Origin of the sequence: Bradyrhizobium sp. BRP20 (assembly GCF_020194215.1) — a bacterium.
Lineage (GTDB): Bacteria > Pseudomonadota > Alphaproteobacteria > Rhizobiales > Xanthobacteraceae > Bradyrhizobium > Bradyrhizobium yuanmingense.
Genome location: NZ_JADYVY010000020.1, coordinates 60,916 through 76,008 on the forward strand (window position 1 = coordinate 60,916; position 15,093 = coordinate 76,008).

At 64.8% G+C, this 15,093-nt stretch carries 15 protein-coding genes; 6 read left to right on the forward strand and 9 right to left on the reverse strand.

Translation table 11 applies throughout. The annotated features are described in order from the left end of the window. Positions 1 to 36: 36 nt before the first annotated feature. Genes I6F33_RS32160 through soxX form a run of 5 tightly spaced genes read right to left on the reverse strand, consistent with a single transcriptional unit; the run spans position 37 to position 2,347 of the window. Positions 37 to 342 (reverse strand): hypothetical protein, encoded by a 306-nt coding sequence (locus tag I6F33_RS32160; protein ID WP_036014604.1) that lies wholly within the window; start codon positions 340 to 342, stop codon positions 37 to 39. Beyond that, the gene (soxA, locus tag I6F33_RS32165; RefSeq protein ID WP_225145206.1) at positions 339 to 1,202 is read right to left on the reverse strand and encodes a sulfur oxidation c-type cytochrome SoxA; all 864 of its coding nucleotides are present in this window, start codon (positions 1,200 to 1,202) and stop codon (positions 339 to 341) included. Before soxA ends, I6F33_RS32160 begins: the two co-directional genes overlap by 4 nt. Next, on the reverse strand, positions 1,202 to 1,513 hold the full coding sequence (soxZ, locus tag I6F33_RS32170) for a thiosulfate oxidation carrier complex protein SoxZ (RefSeq protein ID WP_036014600.1): 312 nt from the start codon (positions 1,511 to 1,513) through the stop codon (positions 1,202 to 1,204). The genes soxA and soxZ overlap by 1 nt, the downstream gene beginning before the upstream one ends. A gap of 15 nt (positions 1,514 to 1,528) precedes the next feature. After that, the gene (soxY, locus tag I6F33_RS32175) at positions 1,529 to 2,026 is read right to left on the reverse strand and encodes a thiosulfate oxidation carrier protein SoxY (RefSeq protein ID WP_036014597.1); all 498 of its coding nucleotides are present in this window, start codon (positions 2,024 to 2,026) and stop codon (positions 1,529 to 1,531) included. A 27-nt stretch (positions 2,027 to 2,053) separates the two neighbouring features. After that, a complete protein-coding gene (gene soxX / locus I6F33_RS32180) occupies positions 2,054 to 2,347 on the reverse strand; it encodes a sulfur oxidation c-type cytochrome SoxX (protein ID WP_225113698.1) in 294 nt (97 codons plus the stop codon). A 284-nt stretch (positions 2,348 to 2,631) separates the two neighbouring features. On the opposite strand from soxX, the gene I6F33_RS32185 reads away from it, so the two are divergent. Next, positions 2,632 to 3,306 carry a DUF938 domain-containing protein gene (locus I6F33_RS32185; RefSeq protein WP_036014591.1) on the forward strand — a complete coding sequence of 225 codons (675 nt, stop codon included), beginning with the start codon at positions 2,632 to 2,634 and terminating at the stop codon, positions 3,304 to 3,306. Between the two features lie 117 nt (positions 3,307 to 3,423). Here the strand turns inward: I6F33_RS32185 and I6F33_RS32190 are convergent, their stop codons facing one another. Beyond that, positions 3,424 to 5,490 carry a prolyl oligopeptidase family protein gene (locus I6F33_RS32190; RefSeq protein WP_036014588.1) on the reverse strand — a complete coding sequence of 689 codons (2,067 nt, stop codon included), beginning with the start codon at positions 5,488 to 5,490 and terminating at the stop codon, positions 3,424 to 3,426. Positions 5,491 to 5,677: 187 nt separating this feature from the next. Between I6F33_RS32190 and I6F33_RS32195 the strand changes: the two genes are divergently transcribed. Both I6F33_RS32195 and I6F33_RS32200 read left to right on the forward strand, forming a co-directional pair. Beyond that, positions 5,678 to 6,925 carry an MFS transporter gene (locus tag I6F33_RS32195; RefSeq protein ID WP_225145207.1) on the forward strand — a complete coding sequence of 416 codons (1,248 nt, stop codon included), beginning with the start codon at positions 5,678 to 5,680 and terminating at the stop codon, positions 6,923 to 6,925. Between the two features lie 186 nt (positions 6,926 to 7,111). Beyond that, complete coding sequence (locus I6F33_RS32200; RefSeq protein ID WP_225145208.1) at positions 7,112 to 8,356, forward strand: MFS transporter; 1,245 nt, start codon at positions 7,112 to 7,114, stop codon at positions 8,354 to 8,356. Positions 8,357 to 8,461: 105 nt separating this feature from the next. Here I6F33_RS32200 and I6F33_RS32205 read toward each other — a convergent pair whose 3' ends face one another. Together I6F33_RS32205 and I6F33_RS32210 are read right to left on the reverse strand one after the other, a co-directional pair. Beyond that, complete coding sequence (locus tag I6F33_RS32205; protein WP_074448070.1) at positions 8,462 to 9,853, reverse strand: M48 family metalloprotease; 1,392 nt, start codon at positions 9,851 to 9,853, stop codon at positions 8,462 to 8,464. Between the two features lie 134 nt (positions 9,854 to 9,987). Next, entirely contained in the window at positions 9,988 to 10,758 is a 771-nt protein-coding gene (locus tag I6F33_RS32210; protein WP_225145209.1) for a thermonuclease family protein, read from the reverse strand. Between the two features lie 392 nt (positions 10,759 to 11,150). Here I6F33_RS32210 and I6F33_RS32215 point away from each other — a divergent pair, with 392 nt between their 5' ends. The 3 genes from I6F33_RS32215 (at position 11,151) to I6F33_RS32225 (ending at position 14,089) form a co-directional block, all read left to right on the forward strand. Next, entirely contained in the window at positions 11,151 to 12,356 is a 1,206-nt protein-coding gene (locus I6F33_RS32215) for an ABC transporter substrate-binding protein (RefSeq protein ID WP_225145210.1), read from the forward strand. Positions 12,357 to 12,551: 195 nt separating this feature from the next. Next, complete coding sequence (locus I6F33_RS32220; protein ID WP_225145211.1) at positions 12,552 to 13,340, forward strand: enoyl-CoA hydratase; 789 nt, start codon at positions 12,552 to 12,554, stop codon at positions 13,338 to 13,340. Positions 13,341 to 13,342: 2 nt separating this feature from the next. After that, positions 13,343 to 14,089, forward strand: a complete 747-nt coding sequence (locus I6F33_RS32225; RefSeq protein WP_225145212.1) for a hypothetical protein — start codon at positions 13,343 to 13,345, stop codon at positions 14,087 to 14,089. A 186-nt stretch (positions 14,090 to 14,275) separates the two neighbouring features. Here the strand turns inward: I6F33_RS32225 and I6F33_RS32230 are convergent, their stop codons facing one another. Then, a complete protein-coding gene (locus I6F33_RS32230) occupies positions 14,276 to 15,088 on the reverse strand; it encodes an enoyl-CoA hydratase/isomerase family protein (protein WP_109141718.1) in 813 nt (270 codons plus the stop codon). Between the last annotated feature and the right edge of the window lie 5 nt (positions 15,089 to 15,093).

Consider the following 15,093-nt stretch of genomic DNA (forward strand, 5'->3'; position numbering starts at 1 on the left):
CGCCTCTCGTGGGGACTGCGTTCACCGCGGGGCAGTCTAGCGGATTTCCATCGCCTTCCAGGCTTCTTTTTCGGAAACAGCCTGGAAGATCGACGCCCTCGCCAGCGCTTCGGCTTCCCTGGCCGCGGCCACCGCACGGCCGAAATCGCCGCCATCGGCAGCCCTTTTCGCGGCCGCCAGCGCAGATACGGTCACCGTCCACTGGTTGCGCATGCCCGCCGCCTCCTTGGAGGCGGCTTCGGCGGCCGCATAGGCCGCCTTGTAGTCCGCCTCACTCGCCGCGCGCGCGGATGGCGCAAGGCTCAAGGCGAGCAGCATGGCCAAGCCAAGTGACAGCTTCATGGCCGTGCTCCCGGTCCCGAGATCGGCAGGCCGTTGGCGACGTAGGACAGGAAATATTCGACGTCGCGATATTCATCCGACTGCGGCTCCAGTGGAACCGCGCGGGTCTGGCTGTTGCAGGTAACGAAGCGGCGGCTGGTCGTGCCCATGCCGCTCCATTCGGAGCGGTAGATCGGCATCGCGTTGAGGATGCCGAGCGCTGGGGCGAGGGTCTCGGCGCGGATGCGCTCGCCCGGGCTCTGCACGTGGCAGCTCGCGCAGGAGAAATTCATCTGGCCGCGCCGCGTGTAGAAATAGCGCTTGCCGTTCTCGTACGCCGCCAGCGCGCGGGGATCGTCGGGGATCTTGATGTCCATCAGCTTGCCGCGCGAGGTGTAGGCCATGTAGGCGGTGAGCGAGGCCATCTCGTCCTTGACGTAGGAATAGGGCGCCTCGCCATTGGCCTCGCGGCAGCGGTTGAGCGCGAGCTCCAGCGTGATGACCTTGCCTTCGCCGCTGTCGAAGTACGGATAATTCTGGCGGATGCCGATGCCGCCGTTCGGGAAGCAGTCGGCATAGGTCTTGCCGTTCTTGAACGGGGTCGAGAACATCTCCTTGCCGGCCTCGAGCGCGAACTCGTAAGGCGGGAATTCCTCCTTCTGCTGCCACTGCCGCTTCATGTCCTCGTTCATGGAATACGGACCGTTGACGAAATCCTCGTGCTTCACGTTCGGAAATTTCTGGAAGAAGAAGTTCTGGAACGCCTTGGCGTCGGCGACGGGATCGACCTTGTCGGCAGCGATCACGCGCGGCGCGGCGAGCGCGAACGCGACGAGCGCAGCGCTGAGCGAGCCAAGCAGGAGGTGGATGCGGGCCTTCATCACGCGATCTTCGCGGTGGTCGTATCCGAGCCGCCCTTGTTGTCGGTCCAGGAGATCTTGAGCTCGTCGCCCTTCTTGGCGCCCTTGAAGCTGAACTTGACGTAGGGGTCCTTGGAGACCGCTGTGCCCCAATCGGCGACGAACACGTCCTTGCCGTTACATTCGAACTTCAGCTGCTGGATGAAATGCGCCGGGATCAACTCGCCCTTGGAGTCCTTGACGAGGCCGGTGTCCATGGGGTGCTGGATCAGCGTCTGCACCTCGGTGATGTCGCCGGTCGATGTTGCGCGCACGCGAATGCTGGATGCCATGTCGAACTGCCTCGCTTAGCCGCCGCAACCGCCGACGGTGACCTTGACCTCCTTGGTCGCGCTGTAGAGCTTGCCGTCGGCCTCTACGATCGCGGTCAATTTGGTGGTCCTGGCCATCTTGAGCCGGTTGGCAACGGCAGGGATCGTGCCATCGGGAATCCTGTAGCTGGCCGCCAGCGCGCTCGGGTTCTCCGCCACGAAGAACGAGATCGAGGTGACCTTGTCCAGCGTCGTCGTCACCGAGATCGGCACGACGCCGCCGTTCTCGGCGATCTCCGGCGCATCCAGCTTGACCTTGTCCGACGGCTCGGCGGCCTTGCCGTAGAGCGCCTTGATCGCATCCGCCTCGCTCTTCTGCCTGAAGGCCTCTTCCGGATATTTGTCGTTCGCCGCGGCGCGCGCGGGCGCGAACGGCAGATTGCCGAGGCCGAGCAGCGCCACGGAGGCAGCGCCCTGAAGGATCAGGCGCCGCGTCGGATGAGGCCTCCAATGAGGCTTGGGGGTTGTGGTCATCTCAAGTCTCCTAGGGGCCGCCGGCGGTTACAGGGTCTGCAGGAAATCAACAATCGCGTTGATCTCCTGCTCGGTCAAAATCCGGTTCCGGCCGAACGGCGGCATCATGGTTTGCGGATTGCGCTTGGTCTCGTCGAAGATGATCGCGGTGAGCTCGTTGCGATCGGGGTATTTGGCCTTGATGTCCTTCAGCTCCGGTCCGATCGTCCCCGGCAGGTCGCCGCCTTTGATGACGTGGCAGGTGAGGCAATTGCCCTTGCCGCGGTCGAAGGCGAGCTTCTGGCCCTCCGTCACGGTGGATTGCGCCCCCGCCGGGGCCATTGCCGCGCCGGCGAGGAGGGCCAGCGCAGCAAGCAGAGCGGGCTTGCGAGGAAAGGCGGTCAAGGCATCGTCCCGGCGTTATCTCGATGATCTCGTTTGCGGAATTGTTCAAAAGCACAAAGGCCATCGCCTGACAATCAAGACTATGCACGCGGTGAAATGGAGTTAATATCCTGCGCATTGCAACTGACGAGATAGTTCGTTCATTCGGATGGGCATGAACTAGCAGATTATTCTCGGACGTTTGGCCGCCTTTTCTGGTTCGCATTTTTTGGGGACGTCACTTGGCTGAATATGTGGTCGAATTTGGCAGGGATGGCGGACGGGTCGAGCCGGATGGCCGGCTCGATGCGCCTGCCTTCCATCGCAATCACGAACCGATCTGGGCAGCGCTGGAAAAGCATCTCGCGGATGCGACCGGCAACGTCGTGGAACTCGGCAGTGGAACCGGGCAGCACGTGGTGCATTTCGCCCGCCACACGCCGGGCCTGATCTGGTGGCCGAGCGATCTCAACCAGCGCCACCTCAAGAGCATCGAAGCCTGGCGCGTGCATGCCGGCCTGCCGAACATCCGTTCACCCCTGCGCATCGACCTCACCGATCCCGACTGGTGCCCGGAAATGAAAAGCGGGCAGGGGCCGACCAGCCTCGCGGCCGTGTTCTGCGCCAATGTCATTCACATCGCGCCCTGGGCCGTGGCCGAAGGCCTGTTCGCCGGCGCGGGCCGTTATCTGCGCCGCGACGGCAAGCTGTTCCTCTACGGCCCCTTCAAGCGCGACGGCAAGCATACCGCGCTCAGCAATGCGGTGTTCGACACCTCCTTGCGCGAGGGCAATCCCGAATGGGGCGTGCGCGACGTCGTCGACGTCGAGAAGCTGGCGAAGGCGGCAGGCCTCGGCCTCGTCGACACGATCGAGATGCCCGCGAACAATCTGACGCTGGTGTTTGCAAGAGGCTAGGAGGTCGTCATGCCCGGGCTTGTCCCGGGCATCCACATTCTTCGGGCGGTAAGGCAAGGCGTGGATGGCGGGGCCAAGCCCGGCCATGACGATGTGGAGACGTCAGCGCACCCAACTCTAGCCTTCATCCCGCCACCCGATCTTCTCCTTCAAGAACCGATAGCCCAGCACCTCGAAACCGGCGCGCTCCTTGTTGTCCTTGCCGTAGCCGTGGCCGCCTGCGGGCGGCTCGTAGAACCAGGCCTCATAGCCCATGGCCTGCAGCTTTGCCGCCATCTTGCGGGCATGGCCGGGATGGACGCGGTCGTCGCGCCGCGTCGTTGCAATCAGGATCGGCGGATAGGACCGGCCGGCTTTCACATTGTGATAGGCCGAGTATGTCTGCAGCCATTCCCATTCCTCCGGCTTGTCGGGATCGCCATATTCCGCGATCCAGCTCGCGCCGGCGAGCAGCTTGGTGTAGCGGCGCATGTCGATCAGCGGGATGGTACAGAACAATGCGCCGAAACGCTCGGGATAGCGCACCAGCATGTTGGTGATGAGGATGCCGCCGTTCGATCCGCCCTGCGCGGCGATGCGTTTTGCGCTCGTCACACCGCGGCGGACGAGATCGGCCGCGACCGCGGCGAAATCGTCGTGTGAAAGCTTCTTGCCGGCAAGCCGTCCGGCATCGTGCCAGCGCGTGCCGAACTCGCCGCCGCCGCGCAGATTCGCCTGCACAATCGTGCCGCCGCGCTCCAGCCACAACTTGCCGAGCGAGGAATTGTAGTACGGCTTCACCGAGTGACCAAAGCCGCCATAGGCGCTCAGATAGACCGGCGCATCGCCGGTCTCGCCGGCAGGGCCCGTCTGCACATAGGGGATACGCTCGCCGTCAACGGAGATCGCCTCGTGCTGCGTCACCACGAGGCCATCGGCGGTGAACGTCTTCGGCGCCTGCTTCAGCACGATCGGGCTTGCGACGCCGCGCTCGATCAGCAGCAGCGCCGGCGGCGTCAGCGGGTCCTGCACATTGGCGAGCAGATCGCCATTGCTCTCCGATGCATGGCGGTCGAGCGGCCAGACATCGACGACGCCGATCTGCGGCAGGCCGCCAAGTGTCTCGCGGCTCCAGCTAGTGGCAGACGGTGTGCAGATCTCGAAGCGAGGTTTGAGCTCGTCGAGAATCGACATCACCAGCTTTCCTTCCGCCCAGAACAACCCTTGCAGCGCGCGCCGCGGTGCGGGCTCGAACAGGACGACAAAATCGCGGCTGCCGGCGAGGAAGGCCGAGAGCGAGATGCCGAGCACGGTGTCGGTGGCATAGGTCCGGCCATCGACCTGCCAGTCCTTGCGTAGCTTCATCGCGAACCAGTCGCCATGCGCCTGCATCCAAATCCCGGTCGGCAGATCGAGCTTCGTCGTCGTGCCGGCCGCATCGCGCAGCCAGATGGCGTGGTTGAAGAAGTCGATCTGGTCGACGATCCAGACCCGGGGCGCCGCTCCGGTGTCGTCGGCCATGCCATAGATCACCATGTGATCGGCGGTGGTCTCGATGACCATCTGTGCCTGATCGACCGGTTGGCCGCGCCGCCACAGGCGGACGGTGCGCGCATAGCCCGAGCTCGTCGCCATGTCCTCGCCATGCGCGCTTGACAGCAGCAGCGTGTCGGCATCGAGCCAGTCGACGCCGCCTTTCGCTTCCGGCAGCGCAAAGCCGTTCGCCACGAAACTTTTCGTGGCGAGGTCGAATTCCCGCAAGGTGACGGCATCGCTGCCGCCGCGCGACAGGCTCAAGATCGCCCGCGAGCTTCCCGGCATCGTGGCGATACCGCTAAGCAACCAGTCCTCGTCTTCGCTTCTCGCGAGCTGGTCGATGTCCAGCATGGTCTCCCATGCCGGATCGGCTTTGCGAAATTCCGCAAGCGAAGTCCGCCGCCACAGGCCGCGCGGGTTGGCGGCGTCTTTCCAGAGATTGTGCAGGTCGTTGCCGCGCCGGCTGACATAGGGAATGTTGTCAGGTCGGTCATAGATCGCCGCGAGGATGTCGCGATCGTGCTCGAAGGCCTTGCCGCCGAACGCGGCGAGCGTCAGGCTGTTCTGCCGCTCGACAAAATCGAGCGCCTGCCGGCCCTCGATCTCCTCCAGCCACAGCCAGGGATCGTCGTCGGGCGCTTGAAGCGTGGGCCTGTCGTCGACGGACATGAAGGTAACTCCCGGAAGATCGCGGCGGATAGGATTTGATCGAGCGCAAGCCGTCAAGGGTGCGCAGCGTTATCATTCCAGCGATTGCGTCAGGGGCATGGCCCGCGCCCGTTTGCGCCGGTTGCCGGCCCTCTCTCACCCCTCCATAGTGCCGCGAATCAACAGAGCCCTTTGGGCGGAAATGCCGATGCTGGACGTGACTGCAGCCCATGAGATCGCCGACGATGCCCGCGCGCGCGCCAACGTGGTGCGCCTCGCCGCCGCGCAGGCGCTGACCGGCGCCAACTCGGCCGTGATCTTCGCCACCGGAGCGATCGTCGGCGCCACGCTCGCGCCCGACATGTCGTTCGCGACCGTGCCGATCTCGATGTATGTGGTCGGGCTCGCCGCCGGGACGCTGCCGACCGGCGCGATCTCGCGCCGCTTCGGCCGCCGCGACGCCTTCGTCATCGGCACGGGTCTCGGCACGCTCACCGGCCTGCTCGGCTCGCTCGCAATTCTGCGCGGCTCGTTCGCGCTGTTCTGCTTTGCTACCTTCCTCGGCGGTCTCTACGGCGCGGTGGCGCAATCCTATCGCTTCGCCGCCGCGGATGGCGCCAGTGCGGCCTACCGGCCGAAGGCCGTGTCCTGGGTGATGGCGGGCGGCGTGTTCGCCGGCGTGCTCGGTCCGCAGCTCGTGCAATGGACCATGGATGTCTGGCAGCCTTATCTGTTCGCCTTCAGCTTCCTGGTGCAGGCCGCCGTCGCGCTGATCGCGATGGGCATCGTCGCCGGCGTCGATATGCCGAAGCCCGCGCCGGCCGATCTGCACGGCGGCCGGCCGCTGCTCACGATCGTGTCCCAGCCGCGCTTCATCGCGGCAGCGCTGTGCGGCGTCATCTCCTATCCCATGATGAACCTGGTCATGACCTCGGCGCCGCTTGCGATGAAGCTGTGCGGCCTGTCCGTGTCCGATTCCAATTTCGGCCTGCAATGGCACATCGTTGCGATGTACGGGCCGAGCTTCTTCACGGGCACGCTGATCGCGCGCTTCGGCGCTCCGAAGATCGTCGCCGCCGGCCTGCTGCTGGAAGCGGGCGCCGCCATCATCGGTCTCTCCGGCCTTACGGCGATGCATTTCTGGGCGACGCTGATCGTGCTCGGCGTAGGCTGGAATTTCTCCTTCATCGGCGCCTCCGCGCTGGTGCTGGAGACGCATCGCCCGCAGGAGCGCAACAAGGTGCAGGCCTTCAACGATTTCCTGGTGTTCGGCATGATGGCGATCGGCTCGTTCTCATCGGGCCAGCTGCTCGCCAATTACGGCTGGTCCGCGGTGAACCTCGTGGTGTTCCCGCCGGTGGTGCTGGGCCTTGCGGTGCTCTCGCTGGTCTCCTGGGCGAAGCGCCGCAAGGCGCGGCTGGAGGCGGCCATGGGCGAATTCCCCGACGCCGTGTGAGTGGCGGGAGGTTGTCAGCAGCGTTGACACTTCGATCCAGGTCGAAGTGATTTTCTGAGGAAGTTTATTTAGATGTCGTCATGGCCGGGCTTGTCCCGGCCATCCACGTCTTTGCGAGGTCGGAAGAAGAACGTGGATGCCCGGAACAAGTCCGGGCATGACGGAGCAAAACAAACGGCAGATGAAATGCTCGACAATCCTCAGACCCCAGCGGCCCACGAATCCTCGGTCCGCTATGAAGGCTGGCGCATCGTCGCGGTCTGCTTCCTGCTCGCCACCTTCGGCTGGGGGCTCGGCTTCTACGGCCAGAGCGTCTATGTCGCCGAGCTGCAGCGCGCACGGGGCTGGCCGGCCTCGCTGATCTCCTCCGGCACCACGTTCTTCTATTTGTTCGGCGCGCTGCTGGTCGTCTTCGTCGGCGAGGCCGTGCGGAAATACGGTCCACGGCTCAGCCTGATCGCCGGGACGCTGGCGATGGCGTCCGCCGCGGTCGCGATCGGCGCGGTGCGCGAGCCCTGGCAGCTCTATCTCGCCAATGCCGTGCTCGCCTTCGGCTGGGCCGGCACCAGTCTCGGCATGATCACCAACACGATCAGCCTGTGGTTCGACCAGAAGCGCGGCATGGCGATCAGTCTCGCGCTCAACGGCGCCAGCTTCGGCGGCATCGCCGGCGTGCCGCTGCTGGTAGCATTGATCGGCCATATCGGCTTCGCCGGTGCGATGTACGCCGCCGCCGGCGCCATGCTGATCCTGCTCGTGCCGGTCATCCTCCTTCTCGTCGGCCGCCCGCCCGATCGCCACGGGTGGCAGGCGGCGGCGAAGGCGAAGCCGCAATCATCGACTGAGATCCGCGCCTGGGCGCTGCGGGACGCCGGCTTCCTCACGGTGACGATCGCCTTCGCCCTGGTGCTGTTCGCCCAGGTCGGCTTCATCGTGCATCTGATCTCGTTCCTCGATCCCGTGATCGGACGCGAGCGCGCCGCCGTGGCCGTCGCGGTGCTCACCGCGATGGCGGTGGTCGGCCGCGTGCTGTTCTCGCTGGTGATCGACCGCATCAATCAGCGCCTCGCGTCCGCGCTGTCGTTCCTCAGCCAGGCCGCCGCGCTTCTCGTCGTCGTCAACCTGCACAACGATTACGTGCTGATCGCGGTCTGCGCCGTGTTTGGCTTTTCGGTCGGCAACCTCATCACGCTGCCCTCGCTCATCGTGCAGCAGGAGTTCGACTCCGCCGCCTTCGGCGTGCTGATCAGCCTCAACACGGCGATCAACCAGGTGACCTACGCGTTCGGTCCCGGCGTGGTCGGTTTCCTGCGCGATCTCTCCGGCGGCTATACGCTGCCCTTCTATCTCTGCATCGTGCTGGAGGTGATGGCGGCGGCGCTGATCATGGTGCGGGGGAGGCCGCGTCTCTCTGGGATGACATCCGCTTAGCGCGGCGTCGGAGCATGGTCCGGAAAAGTGTGTAGCGGTTTTCCGAAAAGATCATGCTCAAAAGAATAACCTAAAGCGCGATGACGATCCCAATCGCATCGCGCTTTAGTCCGCCACGATCTTGACGCGGTCGCGCACCTTCACCTGCGCGGTGCGATCGAGGCCGTTCAGCACGCGGAAGCGCTCGGCGGGATGGTCGACGCCGGCCATGCGGTGGGAGAGCGACTCCACGGTATCGCCGGGCTGCACAGTGATGACCTTGATGCGCAGCGGGCGCGCGGCCTGGATTTCCTCCAGCGTCAGCCGCCGGAACGAGTTGACGGTCTCGCGCGCATTCCGCTCGCTCTCGGTCGATTTCTGCCGTGCCGCGAAGATGAAGCGATAGACGTCGCTGCCGAAGCGCAGCGCATAGACCTTGAACTGCCACTGGTCGCCCTTGGCGGTGGCGGACGCCGCTGGAAAACCGTTGACGGTGAGATCCTCGGTCGAAGCCTTCTCGACGCCTTCCATCCAGCCGGAATTGAGGTAGTCGCCGAGCGACTGTTCGGCCGGCACGCGCACGACGTCGAAGCGCATCGCCTGCGCGCCGCCCTCGCGGACGCCGATCACGGCCTGCGCGGTGTTGTCGAGCGTGAAATTGTCCGGCGCCTGGAAGGTGAAGCCGAGCTTCGGATGCAGGAAGCGCCGGCCGCGGACAAAACCTTCGCTCGGGTCTTCGCCATAGACGAGATTGTCGATCGCGGCGAGATAGCTTTCGCGATCGCGCTCGGCGCCTTCAGGCGCGGTGTATTGGCGGGCAATGTTCTGCGCGTTCTGGACGCGTTCCGGAGTTGCCGGATGCGACGAGGTGAAATCCTGCGCGCGCGGATCGAGCGAGCTCTTGCCGGCCTTCAGCTCGGCATTTCGCTCCATCGCGGACAGGAAGCGCGCCGCGCCGTACGGGTCGAAATGCGCCTTGGCGGAGATGCCGACGCCGATGCCGTCGGCCTCGAACTCCTGCTTGCGCGAGAAGCTCGCCATGGTGAGCTTGGTCTTGGCCAGCGCCAGCGCGGTGAGGTCGGGATCGTTGCTCATGTCGGTGACGACGCGTGTGACGATCGCGGCCTGGCGGGCCTGGTCCTCGCGCATCGCCGCGTGCTTGGACAGCACGTGCGCCATCTCGTGGCTGAGCACGGAGGACAATTCGGAGGTGTCGCTGGCGAGCGCGAGCAGGCCGCGCGTGACATAGAGCTGGCCGTTGGGCAGCGCGAAGGCGTTCACCGCCCCGGAATTGAGGATGGTGACCTTGTAGCCCTGGTCGGGCCGCTCGGAGGCCGCGACCAGCCGGTCGACGGTCTTGCTGACGAGCGCCTCGAGCTTGGGATCGTCATAGGTCCCGCCATAGCTCGCCAGGATGCGCTCGTGCTCCTTCTCGGTGGCCGGGGTTTGGGCGACGGCGGGCTTCGGCTTCGGCATCGCGACGGCTGCCGGGGTCGCCGCAGTCTGGAACCGGCCCATATCGCCGCAGCCAGCGAGAAGTGCGCCCAGCGCAAGGCAAAGCGCGGCCGGCGCAGCCCGCAGGCGGCGGCAATCGCCCAGTCCGTGCCGTTCTAGCACCCCATTCACGTCGTTTAACCCGTGCCCGGCCTGTCTTAAGGCCTTACCCCTGTCGGCTCGTTTGCGCCCAGCAACTCGATCTGCCCCACGAGGCGTACATCGATGCGTGGCCCCGTATTCCCCTCAACCCAGCCCCGAACGCGAATACGCCGATTCTCCAGGGACTTAAGGGCCATACCAGCGCTTTCGAACGCCGCTAGCGTGCGCTTTGAAATAGTCACGGCAAAGCCGCGTGTCCAGTTTCGTCCGAAGTTGAGGTAGGTCGTTGCCCCAGCTTGCCGGACCGACAGGACTTTGCCTTCGACCACCGTAAAGCGCCCGATCTCCGCCAAAATATCGTCCGGACTTTCCGCGTTTTTTATGGCCGACGGGTCAGCCCAGCTGCCCATTTTTTGGCGCCGCGCCGCAGCTTCGGACGCCATCAGGGCGGCCGCGCAGTCCTTGTCCAGGATCTCGGCGGAGGCGATGGCATCGCCCCGAGCGAGCAGCATGGCCTGCACCGTGATGTCGCTTTCGCCGATGAAGACCAGCGCGCTCTGGCGGCCATAGCGATCGGGCGTGTCGTCGGCGCTCCGCAGCATCACGTCGCGGCCGGCGAGCAGCGAGGTCAGCGCCTGCTTCGTGGTCGCGGTCGGCGCGATGCCGCTGAGGCGGATCTCGCGCCCGTCATCGAGCCGCACGCTGCGCGCATCGACGATGGCAGCGACGCGGCCTTCGCCTTGGGACTCGAACTGGCAGGGGGCCGCGAATGCCGAGCTACTTGCGACGAGAAGACATGCGACGATGAAGCGAAGCTGTTGCGTCACGTGATCCGGAGAGGTTGCATTGTGGCAGGACTTTAACTCATGCGTGGTGAGACGCGAAGGGGCTTTCTCACACCGGTCATTGCGAGGAGCTCTTCGCGACGAAGCAATCCAGACTGTTTCCGCGGATGCATTTCTGGATTGCTTCGCGGTGCCTGTCATCGGGCCGCGCTTCGCGCGGACCCGTTGGCTCGCAATGACAATGCGGGGACAGCTTCCGTCCTCTCGGCATTCCGCTTTGCGGAAAGCGCGCATTGATCATTGATCTGCATCGCACCTGCGCTTGCTGCGCTCTTGCGCATGCGGCATGATTGCGGCAACAGCGAACAGCAATAACCCAAGAGCAATAACCAAGCCGCCATCAGAGCACGGCGCGATAAGGGAGGTCGTTTTCGATGAAGACTATTTTGTCCGGCATTTTTGCCGCCGCGTTTGCCCTCAATGCGAGCGCCGCACAGGCTCAGGACAAGCCGCCGCTGAAGATCGGCGGCATCCTCGACATGTCGAGCCTTTATGCAGATATCACCGGCTCCGGCAGCGAGACTGCGGCGAAGATGGCGGTCGAGGATTTCGGCGGCGAGGTGCTGGGGCGCAAGATCCAGGTGCTGGCAGCCGATCATCAAAACAAGGCCGACCTCTCCGCCAATATTGCCCGCGACATGCTCGACAACCAGGGCGTCGAGATGATCTACGACGTCGCGGCCTCCGCGACCGCACTCGCCGCCGGCGAGATCGCAAAAGCGCGCAACAAGATCATCATGTTCAACGGGCCGGGCTCGATCCGTCTCTCCAACGAAGCCTGCGGCCCCTACACCATCCACTACGTGTTCGATACTTACGGTCAGGCCAACGTGACCGGCCTCGCAACCGTGAAGTCGGGCCTCGACAGCTGGTTCTTCCTCACCGCCGATTACGCCTTCGGCCAGGATCTGGAAAAGGACACCAGCACCGTCGTGACCAAGACCGGCGGCAAGGTGCTCGGCAGCGTCCGCCATCCGCTCAACACCTCGGATTTCTCCTCCTTCCTGCTCCAGGCCCAGGCTTCCAAGGCCAAGGTTATCGGGCTTGCGAATGCCGGCGGCGACACCATCAACGCCATCAAGCAGGCGGCGGAGTTCGGCATCACCAAGGGCGGCCAGAAGGTCTCGCCGCTGCTCGCGTTCGTCACCGATATCGACTCGATCGGGCTCGAGACCGCGCAGGGGCTGCTGCTCGCGGAAGCGTTCTACTGGGATCTCAACGACGACACGCGTGCATTCTCGAAGCGCTTCATGGAGCGCACCAAGCGGGTGCCGACCTCGGCCCAGGCCGGAGTCTATTCCTCCATCACGCATTACCTGAAAGCCGTGAAGGCAGCCGGCACGACCGACGCCGCGGCGGTGATCAAGCTGATGAAGGAGACGCCGATCAACGACTTCTTCGCCAAGAACGGCAAGATCCGCGAGGACGGCCGCATGATCCACGACATGTACCTGTTCGAGGTGAAGAAGCCGTCGGAGTCCAAGGGCCGCTGGGACGATTACAAGCTGCTCGCCACCGTCCCCGGCAACGAGGCGTTCCAGTCATTGGAGCTGTCGCGCTGCCCGCTGGTGAAGAAGTGACGGCGTGACGTAAGGGCACGCCGTCATCCCGGGGCGCGCCAAACAATAGGTCGTCATCCCGGGGCTCGCGAAAGCGAGAGCCCGGGATCCATTGGGCGGCATTGACGGTTGAGAGATGGATTCCGGGTTCGCGACTTCGTCGCGCCCCGGAATGATAAAGTGAGAGAGTGGCACCACAGAATGAGGCCAACATCCATGAACGACATGGTCCTGCAAAAGCTCGAAGGCGGGCTGCTCACCATCACGATGAATCGGCCGGAGCGGAAGAACGCGCTCAATCCCGAGATGGTCGCCGGGCTGGTCGAGGCGGCGCGGCGCGCGGCTGATGATCCCGAGGTGCGGGCGGTGCTGTTCAAGGGCGCCGGCGGCTCCTTCTGCGTCGGCGGCGACGTCAAATCGATGGCAGCTGGTCGCGCGCCGCTGCCGTTCGAGCAGAAGCTCGCAAACTTGCGCCGCGGCATGGAGGTCTCGCGCATCCTGCATCAGATGCCAAAGCCCGTGGTGGCCCAGCTCGATGGCGCGGCGGCGGGCGCCGGCCTGTCCATGGCGCTGTCCTGCGACCTGCGCATCGCCTCCGAATCCTGCAAGATCACCACCGCCTTCGCCAAGGTCGGGTTCTCCGGTGATTACGGCGGCACCTATTTCCTGACCCAGCTGCTCGGCAGTGCGCGGGCGCGCGAGCTCTATCTGATGTCGCCGGTGCTCACCGCGAAGGAGGCACATGCGATCGGCATGGTGACGAAGGTCGTGCCCGACGCCGAGATCGACGCGGCCGCGCATGAGCTCGCGCTGTCGCTGGCGCAAGGGCCGTCGATCGCGCTCGGCTTCATCAAGCGCAACATCAACAACGCCGAGCACCTGGCGCTGGAAGATTGTTTCGACGGTGAAGCCATCCATCACACCCGTTGCGGCGACACCGAGGACCACAAGGAGGCGGCCAAGGCCTTCGTCGAGAAGCGCAAGCCGACCTTTAAGGGCGCATGACGATGACGCCCTATATCCGGCTGCGTCAGATCTGCCTGGTCGCCCCGCAGCTCGAGCCCGTCATCACGGATATCGGTCGGATCATGGGCCTCGCCGTCTGCTACCGCGACGGCAATGTCGCCAAATACGGTCTGGAGAACGCGCTGCTCCCGGTCGACACGATCCTGCTGGAGGTGGTCGCGCCGTTCAAGGACGGCACCACGGCCGGTCGCTTCATCGAGAAGACCGGCGGCCGCGGCGGTTACATGGCGATCTTCTGCTGCGACGACCCGGACGAGCGCGGCCGCAACGCCAATGCGCTCGGCGTGCGCACCGCCAATGTCATCGACCACGCGCCGTATCACGGCGTCCAGCTCCACCCCCGCGACTGCCGCGCCGCCTTCATCGAGTTCAATCACACCGAAGGCAGCGACGACATCCTCGGGCCGTATCCTCCGGCGGGACCGGACTGGCAGAAATTCATCCGCAAGGATGTGACCGAGGCGCTGACGGCGGTGGAGATGCAGAGCCCGGATCCCGCGGGGCTCGCCGAGCATTGGGGCAGGATCATCGGAATTGCGCCTGAAGGCGCCGAACTGAAGCTACCCAACGCGACCTTCCGCTTCGTCAAGGGCGCCAGCGAGATCATGAGTGCGCTGGAGTTTCGGGTGACTGACGTGGCGCAGGTGCTGCATACCGCCAAGGCAAAAGGGCTCGCGGTTGAGGGCAACGAGTTTCTGCTGGGCGGAGTGACGTTCCGCGTGAGTTGATCGGGCAAACCCTCTCCCCCTGTGGGAGAGGGTGGCTCGCCGCGAGCGGCGAGACGGGTGAGGGGTCTCTCTCCGCGAGCGAATCACTTGCGTTTGAATGCGCTGAAGCAACCCCTCATCCGGCGCTTCGCGCCACCTTCTCCCACAAGGGGAGAAGGAAGAAAGAAGCGATCGCTTTGTAATAAACTACCTTCCCTTGAAATTCGCCACCCGCCGCTCTTCCGTGGCCTTCACGCCTTCCTTGAAATCGTCCGTCGCGCGCAGCCGCGTCTGCTCGGCGAGCTCGTGATTGGTCGCGGCCATCACGCGGTCGGCGAGGCCATTGCGCATCGTGGCGCGGGTGGAGAGCAGGCCGAGCGGGGAGCATTCGGCGATCTCGCCGGCGAGCTTCATCGCGGCCACCTTGACCTGGTCCTGCGGCACCAGCTCGTTGGCGAGGCCCCATTTGTAGGCTTCCTCGCCCGTGACGCGGCGGCTGGTATAGAACATCAGTTCGGCGTTGTTCTTGCCGATCAGCTCCGGCAGCGTCACGGTCAGGCCGAAGCCGGGGTGGAAGCCGAGCTTGGTGAAGTTTGCGGAGAAGCGCGCTTCGGGACAGGTGACGCGGAAATCGGCCGACACGGCAAGCCCGAGTCCGCCACCGATGGCCGCGCCCTGCACGGCGGCAACGATCGGCTTCTTGGCGCGGAAGATGCGCACGGCCTGGATGTAGAGATGGTTGATCGGGCCGAGACTGTCGGCCGGATCGCCCTTTTTCTCGGCCTCGCGCGCCTCCTGGGCCTGCCGCGCCGGATCGCCGAAATTGGCGCCGGCGCAGAACGCCTTGCCCTGCGCGGAGAGCACGGAGGCACGGATCTCGATATCGCGGTCGAACTCGTCGAGCGCGTCCGCGATCTGGTTGATCAGCGAGATATCGAAGAAGTTGAGCGGCGGACGGCGAATCTCGATGGTGCCGACATGCCCGACCTTCTCGACGCCGATATCTTGATAGGTGCTCATGATGA